The organism is Lacihabitans sp. CCS-44 (assembly GCF_024343735.1).
GTDB lineage: Bacteria > Bacteroidota > Bacteroidia > Cytophagales > Spirosomataceae > Leadbetterella.
Genome location: NZ_RJUE01000003.1, coordinates 66,615 through 83,456, shown reverse-complemented (window position 1 = coordinate 83,456; position 16,842 = coordinate 66,615). Strand labels below are relative to the sequence as shown.

General features: G+C 35.2%; 19 protein-coding genes. 12 read left to right on the top strand and 7 right to left on the bottom strand.

The genetic code is table 11. The features are described from left to right. The first annotated feature begins 39 nt into the window (after positions 1 to 39). Positions 40 to 1,410 (top strand): oxygen-independent coproporphyrinogen III oxidase, encoded by a 1,371-nt coding sequence (gene hemN, locus EGI26_RS03150; protein ID WP_255076289.1) that lies wholly within the window; start codon positions 40 to 42, stop codon positions 1,408 to 1,410. Here the strand turns inward: hemN and EGI26_RS03145 are convergent. Beyond that, entirely contained in the window at positions 1,390 to 1,725 is a 336-nt protein-coding gene (locus EGI26_RS03145; protein WP_255076287.1) for a hypothetical protein, read from the bottom strand. The two genes, hemN and EGI26_RS03145, sit on opposite strands and share 21 nt — an antisense overlap. A gap of 73 nt (positions 1,726 to 1,798) precedes the next feature. Next, positions 1,799 to 2,224, bottom strand: coding sequence for a hypothetical protein (locus EGI26_RS03140; RefSeq protein WP_255076285.1), 426 nt, complete (start codon positions 2,222 to 2,224; stop codon positions 1,799 to 1,801). Positions 2,225 to 2,313: 89 nt separating this feature from the next. Here EGI26_RS03140 and EGI26_RS03135 point away from each other — a divergent pair, with 89 nt between their 5' ends. Beyond that, a complete protein-coding gene (locus tag EGI26_RS03135) occupies positions 2,314 to 2,937 on the top strand; it encodes an ATP-binding cassette domain-containing protein (protein WP_255076283.1) in 624 nt (207 codons plus the stop codon). Continuing rightward, the gene (locus EGI26_RS03130) at positions 2,934 to 4,034 is read left to right on the top strand and encodes a hypothetical protein (RefSeq protein WP_255076282.1); all 1,101 of its coding nucleotides are present in this window, start codon (positions 2,934 to 2,936) and stop codon (positions 4,032 to 4,034) included. Before EGI26_RS03135 ends, EGI26_RS03130 begins: the two co-directional genes overlap by 4 nt. A gap of 48 nt (positions 4,035 to 4,082) precedes the next feature. On the opposite strand, the gene EGI26_RS03125 is transcribed toward EGI26_RS03130, so the two are convergent. Next, on the bottom strand, positions 4,083 to 4,703 hold the full coding sequence (locus EGI26_RS03125) for a porin family protein (RefSeq protein WP_255076280.1): 621 nt from the start codon (positions 4,701 to 4,703) through the stop codon (positions 4,083 to 4,085). Positions 4,704 to 4,791: 88 nt separating this feature from the next. Between EGI26_RS03125 and radA the strand changes: the two genes are divergently transcribed. From radA to EGI26_RS03100, 5 genes are all read left to right on the top strand, one after another. After that, positions 4,792 to 6,165 (top strand): DNA repair protein RadA, encoded by a 1,374-nt coding sequence (radA, locus tag EGI26_RS03120; RefSeq protein WP_255076278.1) that lies wholly within the window; start codon positions 4,792 to 4,794, stop codon positions 6,163 to 6,165. A gap of 12 nt (positions 6,166 to 6,177) precedes the next feature. Next, on the top strand, positions 6,178 to 6,636 hold the full coding sequence (locus tag EGI26_RS03115) for an Lrp/AsnC family transcriptional regulator (RefSeq protein WP_255076276.1): 459 nt from the start codon (positions 6,178 to 6,180) through the stop codon (positions 6,634 to 6,636). A 30-nt stretch (positions 6,637 to 6,666) separates the two neighbouring features. Beyond that, positions 6,667 to 6,822: a DUF5522 domain-containing protein gene (locus EGI26_RS03110; RefSeq protein ID WP_255076274.1), complete on the top strand. Its 156-nt coding sequence runs from the start codon at positions 6,667 to 6,669 to the stop codon at positions 6,820 to 6,822. Between the two features lie 94 nt (positions 6,823 to 6,916). Beyond that, the gene (gene rpmB, locus EGI26_RS03105; protein ID WP_255038089.1) at positions 6,917 to 7,156 is read left to right on the top strand and encodes a 50S ribosomal protein L28; all 240 of its coding nucleotides are present in this window, start codon (positions 6,917 to 6,919) and stop codon (positions 7,154 to 7,156) included. A 79-nt stretch (positions 7,157 to 7,235) separates the two neighbouring features. Next, entirely contained in the window at positions 7,236 to 8,051 is an 816-nt protein-coding gene (locus EGI26_RS03100; RefSeq protein WP_255076273.1) for a purine-nucleoside phosphorylase, read from the top strand. On the opposite strand, the gene EGI26_RS03095 is transcribed toward EGI26_RS03100, so the two are convergent. After that, positions 8,048 to 8,554, bottom strand: coding sequence for a GtrA family protein (locus tag EGI26_RS03095; RefSeq protein ID WP_255076271.1), 507 nt, complete (start codon positions 8,552 to 8,554; stop codon positions 8,048 to 8,050). The genes EGI26_RS03100 and EGI26_RS03095 overlap by 4 nt on opposite strands. Positions 8,555 to 8,775: 221 nt before the next feature. On the opposite strand from EGI26_RS03095, the gene EGI26_RS03090 reads away from it, so the two are divergent. Beyond that, positions 8,776 to 9,645: a M23 family metallopeptidase gene (locus EGI26_RS03090; RefSeq protein ID WP_255076270.1), complete on the top strand. Its 870-nt coding sequence runs from the start codon at positions 8,776 to 8,778 to the stop codon at positions 9,643 to 9,645. Here EGI26_RS03090 and pssA read toward each other — a convergent pair. The 3 genes from pssA to EGI26_RS03075 all read right to left on the bottom strand — a co-directional run bounded on the left by pssA (position 9,635) and on the right by EGI26_RS03075 (position 14,749). Then, positions 9,635 to 10,333 carry a CDP-diacylglycerol--serine O-phosphatidyltransferase gene (gene pssA / locus EGI26_RS03085; RefSeq protein ID WP_255076268.1) on the bottom strand — a complete coding sequence of 233 codons (699 nt, stop codon included), beginning with the start codon at positions 10,331 to 10,333 and terminating at the stop codon, positions 9,635 to 9,637. The genes EGI26_RS03090 and pssA overlap by 11 nt on opposite strands. Beyond that, a complete protein-coding gene (locus EGI26_RS03080; protein ID WP_255076267.1) occupies positions 10,330 to 10,968 on the bottom strand; it encodes an MBL fold metallo-hydrolase in 639 nt (212 codons plus the stop codon). Before EGI26_RS03080 ends, pssA begins: the two co-directional genes overlap by 4 nt. Positions 10,969 to 11,038: 70 nt before the next feature. Further along, entirely contained in the window at positions 11,039 to 14,749 is a 3,711-nt protein-coding gene (locus EGI26_RS03075; RefSeq protein ID WP_255076266.1) for an ATP-binding protein, read from the bottom strand. Positions 14,750 to 14,959: 210 nt separating this feature from the next. Here EGI26_RS03075 and EGI26_RS03070 point away from each other — a divergent pair, with 210 nt between their 5' ends. The 3 genes from EGI26_RS03070 (at position 14,960) to EGI26_RS03060 (ending at position 16,842) form a co-directional block, all read left to right on the top strand. Then, positions 14,960 to 15,466 carry a hypothetical protein gene (locus tag EGI26_RS03070; RefSeq protein ID WP_255076265.1) on the top strand — a complete coding sequence of 169 codons (507 nt, stop codon included), beginning with the start codon at positions 14,960 to 14,962 and terminating at the stop codon, positions 15,464 to 15,466. 79 nt (positions 15,467 to 15,545) lie between these two features. Then, complete coding sequence (locus EGI26_RS03065; RefSeq protein WP_255076264.1) at positions 15,546 to 15,866, top strand: YtxH domain-containing protein; 321 nt, start codon at positions 15,546 to 15,548, stop codon at positions 15,864 to 15,866. Between the two features lie 70 nt (positions 15,867 to 15,936). Next, a complete protein-coding gene (locus tag EGI26_RS03060; protein ID WP_255076263.1) occupies positions 15,937 to 16,842 on the top strand; it encodes a dihydrodipicolinate synthase family protein in 906 nt (301 codons plus the stop codon).

The following is a 16,842-nucleotide window of genomic DNA, read 5'->3' as shown; positions in this document are numbered from 1 at the left end:
TCTGTTATGAGGAGATATTTTTGTCAAAAATTGATTGGAATGAAATTATCTCAAACAGAAAACCTTATAGATAAATACAATGTCGCTGGGCCTAGATACACCAGCTACCCTACTGTTCCCTTCTGGGATTTGGAGAATTTTGACACAGAAAAATGGCAAAATGGGGTTTTGTCTTTCGGCAAAAAGGAAATAATGGGCAATGGGCTGAGTCTTTATATACATTTGCCTTATTGCGAAAGTCTCTGTACTTTTTGTGCCTGTCACAAAAGAATAACAAAAAACCATGACGTGGAAACCTCGTATATAGATGCACTATTGGCGGAATGGCAAATATACTTATCTATTTTGGGGACAAAGCCAACCCTAAAGGAAATTCATTTGGGAGGTGGCACGCCCAGTTTTTTTTCGCCTCAAAATTTAAAAAGATTACTTTCTGGAATTTTAAACAATGCCAATGTTGATAAAAATCAGGCTTTTAGTTTTGAGGGGCATCCAAATAATACAACTGAGGAACATCTACAGACGCTATATGATTTGGGATTCAGAAGAGTAAGTTTTGGGGTGCAAGACTATGATGTTATGGTCCAAAAGGCTATACATCGTTTTCAATCTTTTGAAGTAGTGGAAAAAGTAACAAGCCTTGCTAGGAAGATAGGTTATACATCAGTAAGTCATGACCTAGTATTTGGCTTACCTTTTCAGAAGCTAAGTTCAATAAAGAATACTATTGAGAAAACTTTGGCACTTAAGCCAGATAGGATTGCATTCTATTCCTATGCACATGTGCCATGGATAAAAGGCAATGGGCAGCGAGGTTTTGAAGATGAAGATTTGCCATCTGCTAGCGAAAAAAGAGCACTTTATGAAGCTGGAAGAGTACTTTTTGAGCAAGCGGGTTATGCCGAAGTTGGAATGGATCATTTTGCACTTCCTGGCGATGAACTCTTTGAAGCCATGAGTAAAGAGAAACTTCACCGCAATTTTATGGGCTATACTACACAAACCTCTCGGGCGATGATTGGACTTGGTGCTTCTTCAATTAGTGATATTTGGGGAGCTTTTGGTCAAAATAATAAGGATATTGAAGTCTATAAAAAGGCTGTTTTTGCTGGAATTTTACCAATAGACAAGGGACATATTCTTACAGAAATGGATTTGTTTATCAGAGAACAAATTTTGAATTTGATGTGTAATTTTAAAACCAAATGGACTTTAGAACAGCAGGAATATATTTATTCTGAGGCTGGGAAAGAAGCTCTCAAGGAGATGGAACGAGATGGTATTTTGGAGTTAGTGAGAAATGGACTAATCGTTAAAGAAAAAGCTTTTGTAAGGAATATCTGTATGGTATTTGACCAATATTTGGGCGAAAATAGAAAAACAGAAAAGTTATTTTCTCAAACTATTTGAATTGATGTAGCTCAGGAAATGCCAAAATCGCCTATTTAATAAATAGTTAAGGTTGGATTCGTTTTCATAGGCTTCTCTTTCGAAAGAAATATTTCTGTAAGCTTTGTCTGTATTTTTGAATTTGATAAGAAGAAAGAGCCATTCAAAAACGTACCAAACATAAAACGGCAACACAAGCATCTCGAGTTGTTGTCTTGAATGAATTTTTTCGTGGTTTATGATTGTTCTGTTAGGTTTTTTGGGTTTTAGGATGATAAAAGGCCACAAAGCAATGCCGCTTATTTTGGGAAGTTTTATGCCTTTTAGAATAATCACGTTTATTTATTTTTTTCAAAAGTAATATTTTTCGTATAAATAATATTGTTTTAAATTTCGAGTTTTAGTTATTTTAAAAATCATGTTCTAATACTGTCAATTCTATTTTACCAGTTTCAAGCCCACCAGATTTCTTTATAGAAACCGTATATGTGCCACTTTGGTTAGGATTTACATTTTCTAGCAAAACGTTTTGTGAGTAAGATCTAAAACCCGCAGGTCCTTCCCACAGGTATAGAGCTTTGGCATAGAAAATAGGTGCTTCTAGCAATACTTGTGTGCCTTTTAAAACCACTAGTTTTTCATTTTTAAAACTGCCATCTTTTGAGTTTAAATCAACGGTTTTGTCTTTGGTAAAAGAATAGTAGAAGAGTCGACTAGTATCTATGGTATTTTTTCGCTCGGTCTCTTTGGAATTCTTCATTGTGCCCTTTTCTTCGAATAAGAAAGTAAAAAGAGTAGAAGCCATTATTAATAAAATGGTAAAAAGTTTAATCATATTGCTTATTTTTGGGATACCTGACGAATAGGTAAAGCAATTTTTAGACCAAAACGATTTGAATTTAATATTAATGAACCGCTTGCAAAATGCTAACAGTTAATCGATTCCAGAAGGAATATAACAATCATGTTATTTTAGACATTCCTAACCTGGAAATATCAAAAGGGATTCATTGGTTTGTAGGAAAAAATGGTTCTGGGAAGTCTACCTTTTTTAAGTCTTTGGCAGGGATAATTCCTTTTGAGGGAGAAATTTTATTTGAGAGTTTGGCACCAACCCAAGTTGCCTGTAAGTTTTTGATAAACTATTCTGAAGCGGAACCCAAATATCCTGACTTTGTCACAGCTAAAGATATTTTGAAGTTTATAGCCTATACCAAGAAAGCTACTGATGGTCAGTTGGACAATTTAGTGACTCATTTCGGGGTGGCAGATTACTGGGAAAACAATATAGGTACCTACTCTAGCGGAATGCTCAAAAAGGTCTCCTTGGTTTCGGGTTTTTTAGGAAATCCCAAGCTTATAATTTTAGACGAGCCGTTTATTTTGGTTGATGCAGCCTCTATCGATAAACTTTATGAGATTATCTCTAAAACTCAGCGAGAACAAGGGACAAGTTTTTTTCTTTCTTCTCACCAAGATCTGCTCCCTGAGAAACTAAAGATAGATTCTGTTTTTGCAGTTGATAATAAAACAATTGTAAGAATATGAAAGCCGTATTAGCCGTTTTTCAAAGAGCGATTGTTTGGGATTATTACAGGAAAAATGTTCTTTTTTTGTTGGTAGTGATTTTATTCGCCTTCGGTTTTTTGAGTGGTCAAGAGCATCAAACTATCGCCAAGCAGGCTCTGAATTCTCCAAAACTATTGATATATACGGGTTTACTTTGGGTTTTTTACGGACTGAAGACCTATCTATTTGTGCTGCGATCACTCAGCCAGCCCGAATTTAGGTTTTTGTTTGATCTAAAACTGCTCAATGTATGGAAAAGAATTTTCGTCTGGTTTTATGTAAGTTTTATGCTCAACCAACTGACATTTTTATATGCCGTTTTTATGGTGTTATTGGGTCTTATGTTGGGTAAGTTTTTGTCGGTAGTTTTTATTTTGACTACACAGTTAGTTGTTATTTTGATAGGCGTTTTTGTTTACCAAACCAGAATCGCTCAAAATCCTGAAACTAAGTTTTCTTATCATCTGCCAATACCTAAATTCTTCAAATTAAGACTTCCTGCTTTGCTGTTCTACCATAAATACCTCGTTTTCAAAGAGCCAGTTTTGCTGCTTTCCAGCAAGGTGTTTAGTGTTTTTTTTCTGTTGTTTTTTATATGGTTGTTTCCCACAGACGATTATGACTACCGACTTTTCAGTATTTCGGCCATAATTATTTCGGTTTCACATCTCAGAATTTGCTCTCAATATGTTTATTTTCAGAATAGTAACCTTCTGACTTTTCGAAATTTACCTTTAGGTCTTTGGTTTAAAATAACGATGTTGATTTGCGGATATTTAATAATTCTCCTCCCCGAAATCTACCTCTTTATTATTAGAGGGCGTTCTTTGGCTGGTTTTGGATATATTATTACATGGATAGTTTTTTTACTCAGCAGTGTGATTTTTATTCATTGTTTTCAATATTTCAAGACACTGACTGATGAAACTAAAATGCAATACTTTTTTTTTGGTTTTGTGTTGATATTGCTTTCGGTCATGTATAAAACCCCAATCCTGCTCCTAAGCAGTATATTTCTCTTGTCGGGCTTTTGGTTTTTTTGGAAGTACGAAAATCTATATGAAGCTGATAAATAAAAAATGGCTCGCAATGTCTGCGAGCCACTCTCATTTTTTGATTTAATCTTAAATTATCTTTCTGCCTATAGTTAGCTGCCAGCCCGAAAGTCTTTGGCTAAATTGATTACCATCAAATTGTTTTGAAGAAACATCTGATAAGCTTCCATCTTTTCTAAGGTCAATATCAAAACCTAATAATTTTATACCAACTCCCGCTTGATAGCCAAAAGTAGCTTTTTCAAAGGCTTCATCAGGATTTGAAGTAACCACTTTTAATTGATCTAAAAACTTTGCATCCTCACTTACCTTTATGGATGCCACAGGTCCTGCATTGATTCTTAGCCTATTAAATAATTTGTAACCTATTAATACTGGAATATCAATATTATTGGTTTTGATATCTACAGACACTGGGCTGCCGCCACCTATTGGCACCACATTTATTTTGCCGCCTTTTGTGGCAAACATTACTTCGGGCTGCAAGTAGAGTTTTTTACCTAATCTCGCATAAGCCCCAAAGGTATAGCCAGTTTTAGTATCCAAACTCTCGTTGAAGTTTGCCTTGAATGAGCCTTCATCTGTATAAATTTTAGAAACGTTTACACCCCCTTTGATACCTAACTGAAACTGTGCGTAAGAATTTTGGAATACTAATAAAGTAGCCAAAACAAAAAATACTTTTTTCATAAATGTGATATTGATTATAATTTTCAAGAATTGTTCTATTAAACGTATATTGCGATTTATTAGTACAAAATTAACGAGTCTTTAACAAATGGCTAAGCTTAAATCGGCCTATTTCTGCCAAAGTTGCGGTTACAATTCACCAAAATGGCTAGGTCGCTGTCCCTCATGTAACGAATGGAATACCATAGTAGAAGAATTAATAGCAAAAGACGAGCCAGAAAAAGGTTCGTGGAGGTTTGGGAAATCCTCAAAAACTACGAGTAAACCTAGGCTAATTTCTGAAATAAACAAAACCGAGAAATACAGAATCATAACAGAGGATGCTGAGTTTAATCGGGTGCTTGGTGGTGGCTTAGTGCCCGGTTCGCTCACTTTGGTAGGAGGGGAGCCAGGAATAGGCAAGTCTACATTGATGCTACAGTTGGCTTTGAGCCTCGCTGATTACACTATTTTATATATATCAGGCGAAGAAAGTGAGCAACAAATAAAAATGCGGGCCGAGCGATTGGCTTTTTCGAATGACAGGTGTTATGTACTTACCGAAACCGCCACCGATGTTATTTTTAAACAAATAGAACTCATTGAGCCTGACATTGTCATTATTGATTCAATCCAAACGCTGGTTTCTCCTTTGATAGAAAGTGGTGCAGGAAGTGTGTCGCAGGTAAAGGAATGTGCCTCGGAAGTAATGAAGTACGCCAAGGAATCTGATGTGCCTGTTATTATGATTGGTCATATTACAAAAGACGGTTCTTTGGCTGGCCCAAAAGTACTCGAACACATGGTAGACACGGTTTTGCAGTTTGAGGGTGACCAATTTATGACTTACCGGATTCTTAGAACAACCAAAAATAGATTTGGAAATGCTTCGGAGTTAGGTATTTATGAAATGCTTAGTAATGGACTCCGGCAAGTAAGTAATCCTTCTGAAATATTGATTTCGGAGAAAAATGAAAGCATCAGCGGCGTGGCTATAGCGGCCATGATTGAAGGCAATAGGCCATTACAAATAGAAATTCAGTCTCTGGTTAGTACGGCCAACTACGGAACTCCACAGAGAAGTAGCAATGGGTTTGACCCTCGCAGGCTTCAAATGCTATTAGCGGTGTTGGAGAAAAGAGGCGGCTTTAGACTTGGTACGCAAGATGTTTTTTTGAATGTTGCTGGTGGTCTAAAAGTGGAAGATCCGGCAATTGATTTGGCAGTTTGTGTTTCAATTGTATCCTCTTATGAAGACTTGCCTGTAAACCATTCCTATTGCTTTTGTGCCGAATGTGGCCTTGGGGGCGAGGTTAGGCCAGTAAATCGCATAGAAAGCAGGATTTCGGAAGCGGCAAAGCTAGGTTTTGAAAAAATATTTATTGCAAAAAATAATACCAAAGGTTTGAATTTTGAGGATTTCAATATCAAAATAGTTTCGGTAAGTAAACTAGAAGAAGTTTTTTCTGAGCTTTTTGGATAAAATCGAAAAAAAATGGAGTTAGACGAAATAGATAAACAAATACTTGAAGCACTTCAAACAAATGCTCGGATAACAACCAAGGAGTTATCTTACGATTTGAAACTTTCACAAACCCCTATTTATGAGAGAATTAAAAGATTGGAGAGAGAAGGCGTCATAAAAGGTTATGTGGCTCTTTTAGACAAAGAAAAAGTTGGGAAACCTATGTTAACCTATTGCAGCGTACAGCTTAAAGAACATGCAAAGCCTTTTCTTGAACAATTCGAACGCGAAGTAGTTACTTTTAATGAGGTTGTAGAATGCTATTATATTGCTGGTAATTTCGATTATTTGTTAAGAGTTTTGGTGAAAGACATAGCTCAGTATCAGAACTTCCTTGTGAATAAATTAGCGGCATTGGAAAATATACAAAACGTACAGTCGATGTTTGTCATGACCGAAGTAAAGTGGTCTACATCTACGCCTCTTTAGAATTTATACTATTATAAAAAGACGTTTTTGATGAAAATATTGAAAAAGAAGATTTCAAAAAATGCAGATTATTATTTCAATAAAGAAGGTCTAGTGGTTTTTACAAAGGAATATCATCTTAGAAGGGGTTATTGTTGCAAAAGTAATTGTCTGAATTGCCCTTATAAATTAGAAATTAATGTTTAAGATTTTGTTTTTAAAATAAAAATTCGGATATTTGCACCCCAATTAGGTGTTCGTTTCGAGTAAACGAAGTTTCAAAAATTAAAAATAAACAATCATGTCAAAGGTTTGTCAAATAAGCGGTAAGAGAACAAGGTCTGGAAATAATGTTTCGCACGCTAACAACAAAGTGAAACGTAAGTTTTTCCCTAACCTTAAAACCAAGAAGTTTTTTCTTGAGTCTGAAGGTGTTTGGGTAGAATTGAAAGTAGCTACAAGTGCTATTAGAACAATCAACAAAAAAGGTTTAGAAGCTACTTTATTGAGTGCAGCTCGTAAAGGTACATTGGCTCTATAAAAATATTTTTTTATTTTTTTTTGGATTGAATTTTGGACTATTTTAGTTTAGGATTCAATCTTTTTTTGTTTAAACTATTATGGAAAAAATCACAGAGACCGTAGAGTTTTTAAGAGCTAAAATTGGGAGTTTTGTGCCTCAGTATGGAATTGTGTTGGGCACAGGCCTTGGAAAGTTAGCGGAGGAAATCGAAATAGAATTTGAGTTTCCTTATAACGAAATCCCGAATTTTGTGGAGGCCACGGTAGAATTTCATAAATCTAGGTTAATTTTTGGTAAAATATCTGGCAAAAATGTGGTTTGTATGCAGGGTAGGTTTCATTATTATGAAGGCTACAGCATGGCACAAATCACATTTCCGATAAGAGTAATGAAATTGTTGGGAATCGAATGTCTGTTGATTTCAAATGCCGCTGGCGGATTGAACCCGGCCTTTGAAGAAAGTGATTTGATGATTATAAACGACCATATTTCTCAGTTTTTACCCAGCAATCCACTTTTGGGTGCCAACATAATGGGAGATAGATTTCCTGATATGAGCGAACCTTATAGTCTAAAACTTATTGAAAAAGCAAAAAAAATAGCCCAAAAGCACAGTATATCAACACTAAAAGAAGGAGTTTATGTGAGTGTAACTGGCCCACAGCTCGAAACCAAGTCGGAATATCGCATGATGCGAATGATTGGTGCTGATGCTGTTGGTATGAGTACAGTGCCAGAGGTTATTGTAGCCAGACAAATGAATATTCCAGTTTTTGGGGTTTCTGTCATCACAGACATGTGTATTCCAGAGACGCTTCAGGTAGCAGAAATATCAAAGATTATTGCCAATGCCGCTAAAGCAGAACCAGTGATGACACTTATTTTTAAGGAGTTAATAGCCGAAGGAATTTAAACCCGAGATTTTTTGTAATCCTTGATTTTGTCGAGAAGACCTGTTTCTACAAACGTGAACTTTTTGTGGGTAAAGTAGTTGAAAATAAAGCTAAATCCCATTCCTGCAAAGTGACTTATAGTACCAATAGGGCTGAATCCTTTCGATTTAAAAGGGATTTGCATCTTAAAATCACCAAAAAAAGCAGTAAGAAGCTGCAAAGTGATTAATGCACCATAAACCGTGATGAGGTAAGAAAAAACCAAAACGATGGAGAATTTTATCATTTCCCGCTTTGTATTTCCTGATTTTCTACTGTTGAATGCAAATATTTTGGAGAGAATAAAGCCTACAGGAAAAGAGACAATGAAACCAATAGAATAACCAGCGGTGGGTGACATACCCAAATGGCCGATACAATAACTGGTACCAACTAAATACTGAACAATTACCCCACTACCTGCAGCAAAAAAATATGCTAAAAGTGATTTTCGTTTTTTAATTAAATTGGTTGCTTTTTTCAATAAGTATAGAATCGTTTTACAAATATCCTGATTTTCAAATGTTTTTACAAATCGTTTTTTCAACTAGATTAAAACTTTGCTGTTTTTCTTTCAATGACAAACGAAAGTTTATCCATTTTTATTGAAGTTTGCAGGTGCAAGTTGTTGTTTGCCCGTCGTTATGCTATTATCTTTGTCCATCAGAGCTAAAATTTAATTCTAGAAATACTATTAAAACAGCCATGCTTCTAAATATTCTTTTTGCAGTTTTTTCGGTTTTTGGCCTGAAATCGGATCACGTAAACCCATTTGCGTTTTCTGAGGATTCCACCGTTTTTTCAAGATATAAAGAACTTTTGGTAAACATTCGTGAGAAAAAAATAACTCCATCGGAGGCAGAATTGGAGTTTAAAAGTATCATGATGGTACTTAAAGAGGCTTATCCCAATACTTTGGATTCAAGCCAAAGTTCAAACCTGGTTTTTCCGATGACAAAGAGCAATTATACCGCCGTAGGAGGTTCGGGCACTGGTTTTTATATCAAACAGTTCAATTTATTCGACCATTCTGTAAGTGGTAGCCACCCTGCTCACGATATCTTCATTTATGATCCCGACCAAGATTGCATTGATAATAGAAAACAGGAGTATGTAGACATAGTTTCGGTAGGGAATGGAGTGGTTTTGGCGGTTGAAAAAGACTGGACTGACACCTCTGAGTATCGTGGAGGAAATTATGTTTGGGTATTTGATTTTGAACGTGGAGGCCTATGGTATTACGCCCATCACAGAAAAGTGGTGGTTGAACCCGGGCAAATTGTGACACCAGGGAATAAATTGGGCGAAGTGGGAAGGACAGGCTTTAATGCAAAAAATAAACGCTCAGATACTCATCTGCATTTGATGTATTTGGAGGTGGATAGTGCGTATTATCCGCAACCCAAGAATTATTTTAGATGGCTAAAGGAAGCAAATACTATAAGCAAATCTACCTTGGCTGAAACATTGAGGAACAAATGGGTGAATGTCACATTTTTGAGCCCCCAGCCACCCAAGAAACTTCCAGTAAAAGATTTTAAACTATCTATAAACAGAGTTAAGCTTAGGAAATAGGTTTTTTGCTCTTCATGACTGCTATAGATAACAGAATGTAAATCAGTATAATAAGTGGAACTGCGGCCAATTTGAAGGCTAAAATAAGCAAGACAGAAGCAATAAGAAATATGAATTTCATCTTATTATCTTTCCAACTAAAATTTTTGAATTTCAAAGCAAAAAGAGGCAATTCGGCATTAAGTAAAAAGCTAAACACAAGTACATAGCATATTAAAGCCCATGGATTATTTACAATTTCTCCAATTTTTCCGTAATCATTAATTAGAAAAGGAAAAGTTGCCACGATCATACCATTTGCTGGAGTTGGTAGGCCAATAAAACTATCTGATTGTCTTGTGTCAATATTAAATTTTGCGAGTCTCAAGGCTGAGGCTCCAGCCATAATGAAGGCGGAGTATTTTAAATATTCTGGCTGAATGTCTGAGTTTTCGATTAGTTTGTAAATGATAATTGAAGGTAACACTCCAAATGTCACGACATCTGCCAAAGAATCTAGTTGCTTACCGATTTCTGAGCTAATCTTTAATAAACGTGCCACAAAGCCATCCAAAAAGTCTAATATTAATGCAACCAACATCAAAATGGAAGCGTTTTCATAGGCTGAGTTAAAGACCATTATGATTCCTAAACATCCGCATATGAGGTTACCTAGGGTAATGAAATTTGGTAAGGTAAATAGTTTCATTTCAGAAAGGGGTTATGTTTTTTTTCGTCGCCAATCGTAGTTGGTTGCATGTGACCGGCGTAAACAGTATAATTATCAGGTAAAGTAAAGAATTTTGTTTTTATAGAATGAATCAGTTGCTCATGGCTACAAAATGGGAAGTCTGTCCGGCCAATGCTTCTGTGAAAAAGACAATCTCCACCAATTATGAAGTTACTAGCCTTGCAAATAAGTGCCACATGCCCAGGAGCATGACCCGGCACATGTACAACTTCCAATTCTGTGTTTCCAAATTTAAAAATTTGTCCCTCTATAAGAGCTTTGTCAGACTCCACGGGTTCGTAGCCTGGTATTCCCCATGTTTTACAACGATTTTCAACATCGGCCAATATGGGTAAGTCTAATTTGTGAAGGTACATGTCCACATTAAATGTCCTTTTGACAAAAGCTGCTCCAAATACATGATCCAAGTGAGCGTGTGTGAGCAAAAGTGCCTTTACTTGAAGCTTGTTTTCAATTATAAAATCTTTGAGTTCGAGTTTTTCAGCTTGAGAGAGACAGCCTGGGTCAATAATTACGGCTTCTAAGGTATCATCATAAAGAACGTAGGTATTTTCAGAAAAAGGAGAAAACACAAAAGACTTTATATTTGTCATTTATTTGATAAAATTTTAGCAAATATAACAACAAAGCCTTGTTGGCTATTTATCATTTATCAATTTAAAGTCAATTAGCTGGTAAATCAATAAAGAATGTTGTGCCTTCGTTTTCTACCGTTTCAAACCAAATGTTTCCTCCGGCGTGTTCTATACCTCTTTTGGCCATGGCTAAGCCAAGACCCGAGCCACCTACTTTTGTGCTGAAGTTAGGAATAAATACTTTTTTTCGAATATTTTCTGGAATACCGCTCCCGTTGTCCTTTACTTCAATCATACCAAAGTTTTCCTCGATATTTTTGTAGACTTTTACCTTTATTTCAGGCTGACGAATAGGAGGGACGCTTTGGATTCCGTTAAGAATGAGATTAGTAATTACTCTGTTCAATAACATTCTATCTCCCATTACAAATATTTCATGTTCTTTTGACTCAAAATTTATTTTAATATTGTTGTTTTGAGAGTATAAATCTATTGTTTTTTGAACGGCCGGTACCAAATCAAAACGTTCATTTCTTGGTACAGGCATTTTGGCAAATTCAGAAAAGGAATTCGCAATTTCACTTATGTTGTCAATTTGCTCTGTGAGAGAATTCAGAGCCCTTTGAATTCTATCTCTAGATTTTGGGTCGTCCATTGGCAATGTTCGTTGGAGCTGTTGGATAGACAGTTTCATGGGTGTTAGTGGATTTTTAATTTCATGAGCTACTTGTTTGGCCATTTCTCTCCAAGCCGTTTGTTTCTCGCTTTGCGAAAGTGCCACTTTACTCTCGTCAAGTTTCTTTATCATCTTGTTATAAGACTTTGTCAAAAGACCAATTTCGTCATTAGATTTCCACTCAATTGTCTCATCCAATTTGTCGAGGTTAGTCTTTTTGAGTCTTTGGGCTATAAGCTTAAGTGGGGAAGTTAGCTGAGAACTTGCAAAATATGATGAAATTAAAAGTATTAAAAACATTAACAAGAAGATAATCAATATCGTAGCAACAACCTCTTTTACTTGAATATCTAGGAGGGTTTTGGCATCAAAGAAAGGAATTCCAACCACCCCATAGTTTTTATTTTCTTTCCCTTTTACTGCTATATAAACCGTTTTGTAGTTAAGTTCTCCCAGAGATTCATTGGTGAGAAGTTCGTTGGCTTTTTGTTCCAAAATTTTATTGTATGCTGTGGGGTTGAGATAATTGGAGAGTAGATGATACTGGTAAACCAATGGTCTAGTAGTAAAGTTTAGCCTACCTCTGTTGTCAAACAAGTTAATGTCTACCTTAGTGTTTCTTGCCAATTCATTTATTTCACTTTCAAAGTATGCCCTACTTGTTTTACCAATTTGAAAATTCTCTAGATGGTATTGAAGTGTATTTGAAATGTTTTTTGTGTTGTCCACAAATGACTTTTCTTGGATAGAAATCAAAGTGGTTCTTACTACACTCAAAGTAAGAATAATGAGTACGATAAGTGGTACTAAAAATGCAGCATTAAGATAAAATTGAATTTTGGTTGAGAAATTCATAGAAAAACTTTTAAATCCATTCAATATACTAAACACCAAAAGCAAAATCGAAATACCTAAAATTGAAATTAAAAACAAGAATGAAAAATTAGAAAGTAGGTTTTTCCAATAAGCATTTGGCTGAGAAATAATGATTTTTTTGCCTTTTTGTCCTTTCAATGCAAAGTGTGAGTAGCCTTGAATTATTTTTTCTTTTTCAAATATTCCGTTACTATTTAGCTCATTAAGAGGAAAGTACATCAAATAATTAAAACTACCAGAGTTATAGACTAGCGAATTGTTCTTGTCAAAAATGGCATAACTATAGTTCTTAGATTCTGGATTTTGAACAAATTTTTTGTCAAGTAAAAGTTCAGGGTAAACACTTGTTACATTTTCATCTTTGAGTTTCAAGTCTAAAACTACAGTCCCCAGTTTAGTTTCGCCATCAAAAACCTCATTGAACGATAAGTATTGTTTAATAAAGCTATTTCCTGTTTCATTTATGAAAAATACGTTAGGCAAATCAGTCTTAAATTTGTAATTGTCAACTTTAGACTTTAGATCTACTATGTTTTCAGTGGTATCTGTTGGGTCAAGAATCAAACCCAGGCCATCAAAGACTTTTACTTCGACGTCGTATTTGTCAAAATACATATCTAGCAAGTCGTCTTTAATTTGCTGCTTTATAGACTCGGAAACTAAGTCTTGCCTTTTGAAAGCAGCCACAATAGACTCATTGGTTCGAATCATTTGTCTAAATCTATCCAATAATCCTTCTCCAAGAAGGTCATTTTCAGCCAAATATCTATGCCCAAAGTTGTTTTTGTCGAGAATACTCTTTTTAGATTCTTGATTCTCAACCGTTCTAACCGATATCAGAGCAAAGCAAAATGCAGCAAGAATAAAGTATAGAAGGGTCTGAAACCTAAGAGTGTAAAAGTATCTCGAAAGTTTAAAAAAGTAAACTATCCAGAAGTAAAATCCTGCGAGAATAAAGGAGAGTTCAAAACCAGAGATAAAGTAAAAGATAATTATGCCTGCCAAAAAACCATATAACCAATGAAAAAAGCCGAGTTTGGTATTGGATTGAAGTTTAAGAAACAAGTTTATGGCAATGTGAGAGCCTATAAAAAAATTGCCTAAAACAAAAAAGTAATATACAAAACTAATAATCTTGAATTTGCTCATCCCAAGATTCATAGAATATCCTAAATTATAGAGCGAGTCTTCATAAATATCGACAATCTGATTGCCGCAAAAATGAGCTATCATCATTACCACAATCACCAGCAATACTGAGGTCATGCTTTTGATAAAAGGTCTGCTTTTGTTTAGTTGAAGAAATAACCTAGTTCTGTAGTAATATAAGGCTAAAACAGCTAGGAAAATAAGAATAAATAGTCCATTCAAAACTGTGTCGCCGAGCGTGGGGGCCAAAAACGAACCGTTGAAGAAACTAGGATTAAATACCTCTTGGTTAAGAAATACCCAAGGAAGACCAAAAGTCAGCAACGTGATTCTGAATAAAATGAGTGCTACAAAAAGTAAAATAATTGCAATACTAAATTTACGATTCTGTAAAAGAGATTTTATTTTGAATATGACATAAATAATCAAAAAGCACAGTGAGGCAATAAATATACAGAGTGTGACTTTTGGAATATTTGAATTTATGATTTTCTCATTTCCTGGCTCTTGATAATAAAAAAGTACTTTTTTTGAAAAATCAACAATAGGTCTGCTCTTTTCAAAATAGCTTTTCGAAATTTTTAATGGTGCCGGGTGAAAAATATCTGTATTGTAACTAGTCTGAAGGTAATCGTTTTGATTCTGATAGAATTTATAGAGGTTTATCAATGAAAAAACCTCAATAGTGTCTTGACTAATAATGATAGATTTTCTCTGAAAAATGCCTTGGTTTTGGAAATAATTATCAAAAAAAACGTCTGGTCCATTGGCTATTTTTTCGTATTTAGGAACAACTCTGTAGTCAGACCAATATGCAATCTGTTTATTTTTGAATATGAAATATGGGTATTTAGTGGTGATTTTTAGTTGTTCAAAAGAACTAAATTTTTTTTTGGTGACCTGTTTAATTACCTGGTTCAGCTCAAAGTCAGAGACTAATAATTCTTTTGTGATATTTTTCTGTAGGGTCGTTTGGTATTGTCCTGGTAAGTTATTTTGTGAGTTCTTTTCTACTAAAAAAAAATACAAGACTCCCAACAAAAGGGTAAGAAGCCCTAATACTAGGAATATATTTTTTCTTAAATTTAAAACTTTCATTCTTTTACTGGAAAATGTTTCTCGAGTCAAGTAACTCGACATTACAATGCTAAAAATACTAAAATCATGCCAAAAATAGAATCCAGATACTTTATAGTTGTGTCAGGTGAAAGTATGTTTAATAAATTTTTTTAAAAAACTTTAAATACGGTCTGTCTGATTTTTTTTGTCTCAAATATTACCGTAATTTTGAGAAAACAAATTTAAAGAATGGGTAACGAGTTTTTGGGCTTTGTTGGTGTTTTAGTTCTGATTGTTGGCGTATTTTTCTTGCTTTATAATTATTTCCTAAATAGACATTTTAGTTTTGCAAAAATCAAAAGTCAACAAGAAATTGCATTTCCCTTACGACTTCAAGCATACGAACGAATGGCTTTGTTTTTAGAAAGAATCAAGCCTGAAAATATGTTTACTCGACTGAATTTCATTGACTTAACTGTAGAAAGTCTTCAAAGTGCAGTTATTTCAGACATAAAAAACGAACTCAATCATAACATAGCCCAGCAGATTTATATACAACCCGCCACTTGGGATACGATTGTACTAGCAGCAAACTCTACGGCCTTGGATTTAAACCAACAAATCCTAAGCCATAGAGAGTTGGATAATTCTCGCAAAATAGTTTTGCAAATACTTAAAAATAAGGACTTAAGCTGTACTCAGAATATCAATGATGCTCTAAGTATTTTAAAAACTGAAATTCAGAAATATTTCTGAAAAATGTAATTTTGGATATTCTTTTTATTCTTATTTTTAAGCCATAAATTTAGGCCATAAATCAATAAATACTATCATCATGGGCGTTACATCGAAACATCTAGCTACATTTATTTTAGGAGCCGCAGCGGGTATTGCACTCAACAAATACCTAAATACGGAAGAAGGCGAGAAGGTAATGGAAGACCTTAAAGCCAAAGGAAACGAACTAAAAGACGAAGCCGAGGCCGCCATCGAAAAAGCCCCAGAATATTTTGAAGACCTGAAAAATGGTGCAAGTACAAAATTCAACGAGGTAGTACAAAATCTTAAAAATCAGTATCCCGAGGCTGAGAAAATGATTACTGACATGTTTGCCAGTCTCATTAAACCAAAAGCTGACGCCAAACCAGAAGCTTAATATTTTAATTAATACAGCTTTCGCAATTCTTACGGAAGCCATCTTTTTTTTATTCAACAAACATCGTTTTATGAAACCACTTTGGACCGGGGTTTATCCCGCTGTTACTACTAATTTTTTTGAAGATCAAAGTTTAGATTTTCAGACATTCGAAAACAATATAAATGAGCAAATTAAAGCTGGTGTGCACGGCATAATCGTATGTGGCTCATTGGGTGAAAATGGAACGCTCTCTACAGATGAGAAACTGGCATTGTTAGAGTCTGCAAAAAAGGCAATTGCTGGCCGAGTTCCATTGATTATGACTGTAGCTGAGTGCGTAACCACAGAGGCAGTAAGTTTTGTCAAAACAGTTGAACAAGCTGGTGGTGATGGCTTTATGATGTTGCCACCCATGAGATATGCATCTGACGAGAGAGAAACCCTTCATTATTTACACAAAGTGGCTGATGCTACCGATTTGCCTGTAATGGCTTACAACAATCCTGTGGCTTACAAGATATTTTTGTCCATTCCAATGTTCCATGATTTGGCTCAAAATCAACACTTTGAAGCCATGAAAGAATCTACAGGAGACGTTAGATACATGACGGACATTATAAACGAATTTGGTGACAGATTCAAGATTTTGAGTGGTGTGGACGACTTGGCATTCGAAAGCCTTGTGATGGGTGCACATGGCTGGGTTGCGGGCTTGGTTTGTGGTTTTCCAAGAGAAACGGTGGTTATTTATGAACTTGTGCAACAAGGCAGAATACAAGAAGCCCGTGAAATCTACCGTTGGTTTTTCCCTCTTCTTCACTTGGATATCGGTAATAAATTCGTTCAAAATATTAAATTGGCTGAAACAGCGGTTGGAATGGGAACCGAAATGGTTCGTGAGCCAAGACTGCCATTGGTAGGTGAGGAGCGTCAAGCAGTACTTGATGTTATCGAAAAAGCTCTTAAGGTAAGACCAGTTTTACCTCAAATATAA